The organism is Micromonospora sp. NPDC005205, from assembly GCF_040608275.1.
Taxonomy (GTDB): domain Bacteria; phylum Actinomycetota; class Actinomycetes; order Mycobacteriales; family Micromonosporaceae; genus Micromonospora.
Genome location: NZ_JBEXHV010000021.1, coordinates 107147 through 113146, shown reverse-complemented (window position 1 = coordinate 113146; position 6000 = coordinate 107147). Strand labels below are relative to the sequence as shown.

At 71.7% G+C, this 6000-nt stretch carries 7 protein-coding genes; 4 read left to right on the top strand and 3 right to left on the bottom strand.

Translation table 11 applies throughout. The annotated features are described in order from the left end of the window. The first annotated feature begins 121 nt into the window (after positions 1 to 121). On the top strand, positions 122 to 1402 hold the full coding sequence (locus ABZU43_RS28480; RefSeq protein ID WP_355009506.1) for a thymidine phosphorylase: 1281 nt from the start codon (positions 122 to 124) through the stop codon (positions 1400 to 1402). Between the two features lie 110 nt (positions 1403 to 1512). Further along, positions 1513 to 2193 (top strand): DUF4272 domain-containing protein, encoded by a 681-nt coding sequence (locus tag ABZU43_RS28475; protein ID WP_355009505.1) that lies wholly within the window; start codon positions 1513 to 1515, stop codon positions 2191 to 2193. 2 nt (positions 2194 to 2195) lie between these two features. On the opposite strand, the gene ABZU43_RS28470 is transcribed toward ABZU43_RS28475, so the two are convergent. Beyond that, a complete protein-coding gene (locus ABZU43_RS28470) occupies positions 2196 to 3104 on the bottom strand; it encodes a putative RNA methyltransferase (protein ID WP_355009504.1) in 909 nt (302 codons plus the stop codon). 1 nt (position 3105) lies between these two features. Then, positions 3106 to 3594: a MarR family transcriptional regulator gene (locus ABZU43_RS28465; RefSeq protein ID WP_355009503.1), complete on the bottom strand. Its 489-nt coding sequence runs from the start codon at positions 3592 to 3594 to the stop codon at positions 3106 to 3108. 57 nt (positions 3595 to 3651) lie between these two features. On the opposite strand from ABZU43_RS28465, the gene ABZU43_RS28460 reads away from it, so the two are divergent. Continuing rightward, positions 3652 to 4110, top strand: coding sequence for a PPOX class F420-dependent oxidoreductase (locus ABZU43_RS28460; RefSeq protein ID WP_355009502.1), 459 nt, complete (start codon positions 3652 to 3654; stop codon positions 4108 to 4110). 52 nt (positions 4111 to 4162) lie between these two features. After that, the gene (locus ABZU43_RS28455; RefSeq protein WP_238680481.1) at positions 4163 to 5236 is read left to right on the top strand and encodes an adenosine deaminase; all 1074 of its coding nucleotides are present in this window, start codon (positions 4163 to 4165) and stop codon (positions 5234 to 5236) included. A 2-nt stretch (positions 5237 to 5238) separates the two neighbouring features. Here ABZU43_RS28455 and ABZU43_RS28450 read toward each other — a convergent pair whose 3' ends face one another. After that, positions 5239 to 5532, bottom strand: a complete 294-nt coding sequence (locus ABZU43_RS28450) for a hypothetical protein (RefSeq protein WP_238690831.1) — start codon at positions 5530 to 5532, stop codon at positions 5239 to 5241. Between the last annotated feature and the right edge of the window lie 468 nt (positions 5533 to 6000).

Below are 6000 nucleotides of genomic sequence, written 5' to 3'. Positions count from 1 at the left end.
GGCCGACCGTGCCCGGCTCCGGGCGGTCAGGCTTGATCCCTCCGCCGGGCACGGTCGGCCCCCCGCCCCGCGTGGGCAAGGCCGTGCGTCGGTTCCACCAAAGGACTAGGAAGATCATTTGATGAGTAGTTTTGCTGCTGTTGACGTTATTCGGGTGAAGCGGGGCGGCGGTGTGCTGTCGGACGCGCAGATCGACTGGGTGGTCGACGCGTACACCCGGGGGGTTGTCGCCGACGAGCAGATGTCGGCGCTGGCGATGGCGATCCTGCTCAACGGCATGACCGGGCCGGAGATCGCTCGGTGGACCGCCGCGATGATCGCCAGTGGTGAGCGGTTGGACCTGTCGGCGGTACGCCGGCCGACGGTCGACAAGCACTCCACCGGCGGCGTCGGCGACAAGATCACTCTGCCGCTCACCCCGCTGGTGGCGGCGTGCGGCGCGGCCGTGCCGCAGCTGAGCGGCCGGGGTCTCGGGCACACCGGCGGCACGCTGGACAAGTTGGAGTCCATCCCGGGCTGGCGGGCCACGGTGAGCAACGACGAGTTCATCGCCCAGCTGGACGAGGTCGGTGCGGTGATCTGCGCGGCCGGTGCCGGGCTCGCCCCCGCCGACCGCAAGCTGTACGCGTTGCGGGACGTGACCGGCACCGTGGAGGCGATCCCGTTGATCGCCAGCTCGATCATGAGCAAGAAGATCGCCGAGGGCACCGGGGCGCTGGTCCTCGACGTCAAGGTCGGCTCGGGCGCCTTCATGAAGTCCGTCGACCAGGCCCGCGAGTTGGCGCGCACCATGGTCGAGCTGGGCGGCGCGCACGGGGTGCGGACGGTCGCCCTGCTCACCGACATGTCCACCCCGCTCGGCCTGGCGATCGGCAACGCGGTCGAGGTGACCGAGTCGGTCGAGGTGCTGGCCGGTGGGGGACCGGCCGACGTGGTGGAGCTGACCCTCGCACTGGCCCGGGAGATGCTCGACGCCGCCGGTCTGCCGGACGCCGATCCGGCCGCGGCGCTGCGCGACGGCCGGGCCATGGACTCCTGGCGGGCGATGATCCGGGCGCAGGGCGGCGATCCGGACGCGCCGATGCCGGCGGCAGCCGAGGTGGAGGTGGTCCGCGCGGAGCGGGACGGGTACGTCGCGGCCATCGACGCGTACGCCATGGGGGTTGCGGCGTGGCGGCTCGGCGCGGGCCGGGCGCGCAAGGAGGACCCGGTCAGCGTGCCGGCCGGTGTGGTCTTGCACAAGCGGCCGGGTGACGAGGTGCGGGCCGGTGATCCGCTCTACGAGCTGCGTGCCGACGACGCGACGCGGATTCCGGCCGCGCTGACCGAGGCCGCGAACGCGGTGCGGATCGCGCCGACGGCCCCGGCGGCGACGTCGTTGGTCATCGAACGCGTCGGCTGATCGATCCGGCGTCGCCCTGGCGTGGTGCCGGTCACGTGGGAGCGCTATTGTCGCAGGCCAAGGGGGGACAACCGGCCTTGCGCCGGCGCGAGCAGACAGGAAGATCCGCCGTGAGCGTTGCTGCCCCCGACCCCCGTGAGGTGCGCGAGGCGAGCCTGGACGAGCTGTCCAGGCTCGGCCTGCCGTTGCCGCCGGCCCAGTTTCCCCTCGTCTGGGAGCCGGGTGACCAGATCGACCTGCGCCCGACCGTGGAGATCGAGGCGCGGATCGCTGTGCTGCACCTGATCCTGGCCCGCTGTTTCGGGATGCCCCCGCAGGCCGCGATGAGCTGGCTGCTCGGCTCGCACCTGGTCGACATGGTCACCCCGCCGGAGTGGCAGTTCGTGATGGGCGGCAAGGGCGACCACCGGTCGTTCGTGCTGCACCACGACGCGCTCTTCGCGCTGGCCTGGGTGCTCGGGTTGAGCAAGCAGCTCGACCCGACGCTGGCCGTCGACGAGCGGCTGGTCGAGCGGCTGCCGCACATCGTCGACGGGGAGACCTTTTCGCACTGGCGCTCCCGGATCCTCACGGCGCCACAGCACCCGGCCGACGCGGCAGCCCTGCTCGACCTGCACTACTGCCTGGACTGGGCGTACCTGGAGACCGAGCGCGGCGGCCGGCGGGCACCCGGCCTGGTCGACGCGAACGCGATCGGGCAGCGGCGTTGGGCGCTGGAGTGGGCGGTGATCCTGCGCGGGCCGTACCACGACGAGCCGCCCGGCTGGGAAGAGGTCGACCTCTCCACCTGAGGTCAGCGAGGTCGCAGGACGTCGAGCCGGACCGCCACCGTGACCCGGACCGGTTCGGGTAGCGCGGCCAGTCGGGTGGTGAGTGCGGCTGCGTCGGTGTGCCAGGCGCTGGGGCCCATGCCGACCACTGTGGCGACCTCTGGCCGGGTCAGCGCCAACCCGGCCCGGTGCACTGCGGAGCTGACCAGCGTGAAGTGCCCGCCCAGGCTGGCTGCCACCCGGTCGGCCTTGTCCGGGTCCACCCGCAGCAGGTCGAGGGTGTCCACCAACTCGGCGAGGTGGTCGGCGTCGGGCGTGACCACCAGCAACGTGCCGGCCGGGTCGAGCACCCGGTGGAACTCCGGGCCGTTGCGCGGGGCGAACACGTTCAGCAGCACGGCGGTCGAGGCGTCCGCGAGCGGCAGTCGCTGCCAGGTGTCGGCGAGCGCGGCGGCGGCCCGGGGATGCGCGCGGGCCGCGCGGCGCAGCGCCGGCTTGGACACGTCCAGGGCCAGACCCACGGCGTCCGGCAGCGCCGCCAGCACCGCGCCGAGGTACCGGCCGGTGCCGGCGCCGGCGTCCACCACCAGGGGGTACGCCCCGAAGTCGGGCGGTTGTACCTCTGCCGCAGCGGATTCCGGCTGCGGGGCGTCCGTGTCGCCGAGACGGCCGACGGCGTCCATCGCGGCGGCGGCGAGGGCGGCCGAGATGACGTCGTAGTGCCCGGTGGCCTGGAAGTCCGCGCGGGCCGCGACCATCTCGGGGGTGTCGCCGACGTGCGGGGATCGACCGGTGAGCAGGTTGACGTAGCCCTGGCGGGCGATGTCGAAGCTGTGCCGGCGTGGGCAGCGCAGCGCCCTCGTGTAGGTGGCCTGCTCGAGCGGCTCGCCACAGACCGGGCAGCGCAGCCGGGCGAGTATGCGGGAGTCCACGTCAGACCTCCGCGTCGTGCCGTGGCTGGGGCGCCGGCCCGCCGAGCTGGTCGACCACGCGGTGGGTGAGCGCGCCGAGGGCGTCGACCTCGGCGGGGGTGAGCAGGTCGATCAGGTGCCGGCGGACGGCGGCCACGTGACCGGGGGCGGCGGACTCGATGGCCTGCCGCCCGGCGGGGGTGAGGACGACGACGGAGCCCCGGGCGTCATCGGCGCACTCCTCACGGGTCACCAGGCCGCGCTGCTGCATCCGGGTCAGGTGGTGGGAGAGCCGGCTGCGCGACCACAGCATCCGGTCTGCCAGCTCCCGTAGGCGCAGTCGCCCCTGCGGTGTCTCGGAGAGGTCGGACAGCACGTCGTAGTCGGCCTCGGAGAGGCCGGCGTCCTGGGTCAGCTCCCGGGCCAGCTCCAGGTCGAGCAGTCGACGCATCCGGCGGTAGCCGCGCCAGGCGCGGTCCTCCCGTTCGTCCAGCCACCGGGGTGCGTCCATCCGTCGAGTCTAACGCTTTTGTTGACATGTCATCGATGTGCCCTTAGATTCGATGACATGTCAACTAATTTTCCTCAGCGGCCTGGTGCGCCGACCGCCGCCGCTGGTGACCGACTGTGGGAGCTGTTCGGTCAACGGGGGCGCGGAGTGCTGGTCACAGTGCGCCGGGACGGGCGGCCCCAGCTGTCCAACCTCGACTACCTGGCCGAGCCGGGGTTGCTCCGCTGCTCCACCACCGGCGACCGGGCGAAGGTCCGCAACCTGCGCCGCGATCCCCGCGCCAGCTTTCACGTCACCACGCCGGACGGCGGCGCGTACGCGGTCGCGGAGGGGGCCGTGAGGCTCAGCGAGCCGGCCATGGCCACCACCGACGAGACGGTCGACGAACTGGTCGAGGTCTACCGCCGGATTCGCGGTGACCACCCGGACTGGGCGGACTACCGGGCCGCCATGGTCGCCGACGGGCGGTTGGTCATCCGCCTCGACGTGCACCGGGTGTACGGCTGGCGGCCGTGACGCCCGGCCGGTCCCGTACCCGTCCGCCAAGGCCGCTGACTAGGGTCTGAGCATGGTCGCAACTATCCGGTACGAGGACATCGTCAAGGTCCCGAAGGCGCTGCTGCACGACCACCTCGACGGTGGGCTGAGGCCGGCGACGATCGTCGACCTGGCCGCCGAGGTGGGCCACGAACTGCCCACCACCGACCCGGAGGCGCTCGGACGCTGGTTCGCGGACGCGGCGGACTCCGGCTCCCTGGAGCGCTACCTCGAGACGTTCGCGCACACCGTGGCCGTCATGCAGACCGCGCCCGCGCTGCGTCGGGTGGCCCGCGAGTGCGCCCTGGACCTGGCCGCCGACGGCGTGGTCTACGCCGAGGTGCGTTTTGCCCCGGAGCAGCACCTGGAACGGGACCTCAGCCTGGACGAGGTGGTCGAGGCGGTGCTGGCCGGGTTCGCCGAGGGCACCGCCCAGGCGGTCGAGGCGGGCCTCACCATCCGGGTGGGCACCCTGCTCACCGCGATGCGGCACGCCGCCCGTTCGCAGGAGATCGCCGAGTTGGCCGTGCGGCACCGGGATGCCGGGGTGGTCGGCTTCGACATCGCGGGCGCCGAGGCGGGCTTTCCGCCCACCCGGCACCTGGACGCCTTCGAATACCTGCAACGGGAGAACTTCCACTTCACCATCCACGCCGGCGAGGCGTTCGGTCTGCCGTCGATCTGGCAGGCGATCCAGTGGTGCGGGGCCGACCGGCTCGGCCACGGGGTGCGGATCGTCGACGACATCGCCCCCGACGGCTCACTCGGCCGGCTGGCCGCGTACGTCCGGGACAAGCGGATCCCCCTGGAGCTGTGCCCCTCGTCGAACGTGCAGACCGGCGCGGTGGCCTCGATCGCGGACCACCCGATCGGCCTGCTGCGGGACCTGCGCTTCCGGGCCACCGTCAACACCGACAACCGGTTGATGAGCGGCACCTCGATGTCGCGGGAGATGTCGCTGCTGGTGGAGACGTTCGGCTACGGCTGGAAGGAGTTGCAGTGGTTCACCATCAACGCGATGAAGAGCGCATTCATCCCGTTCGACGAGCGGCTGCGGATCATCGATGACGTGATCAAGCCGGCGTACGCGAAGTTGCTGGCCTGAGCTCAACCATGTGGGTGGCCGGCGAGCAGCCCGGCCACCCGGCGCAGCACCTCCCGGGCCCGGGCCGCCTCCGCGCCGAGGCCCATCTGCCGGCGCAGCACGGCGGGCTCGGCCCGTAGCAGCGTCACCCCGCGCCGAATCAGCACCCGGGGCGCCTTGCGCTGCTCGGACAGGTCGCGGGCGAGTCGGCGCAGGAAGGTGGCCCCGCGCGGGCGTCGCAGCGCGTACGCCCCGGCGAGCAGGCCGCGGCGGCGGCACTCCTCGACGATCTCGGCGGCGAAGATCCCTTCGGCCACGAAAAGTGGCGATCCGGCGACATCAAATGGCCGGGTGGCCACCCGTCGATCAGCGCCGATCGCATAAACCGGCACATCGGCTCGGCCCTCACGGGCAAGTTGGGCAATGATTTCCACCGCACTGAGGGCGTCCCAGGAGTGCGGCGATTCCCAATCCACCTGGCCGTTTCGTCTCGGCAACGTAGGGTCATCGCCGTCTTTGTAGAAGTCGTCCAAGCAAAGCACCGGCAAACCGGTTTGCTGCGCTATGTACGACTTTCCGGACCCCGATGGGCCGGCCAGTAGGACAACACGGTGCGGATGTTCCATTACCTTCAGTTACTCCGGCCAGACAGACTGCTATCAAATCGCATCAACATCTCATCACACCTTCGGTCTGGGACAACCTGGGCTTTCTTCTTGTCGACCGGCGTGATGGAATCTCGGGGGTCCGACCCGCCGGGTCGGTCGCTGGGCGTTGCCCGGGGC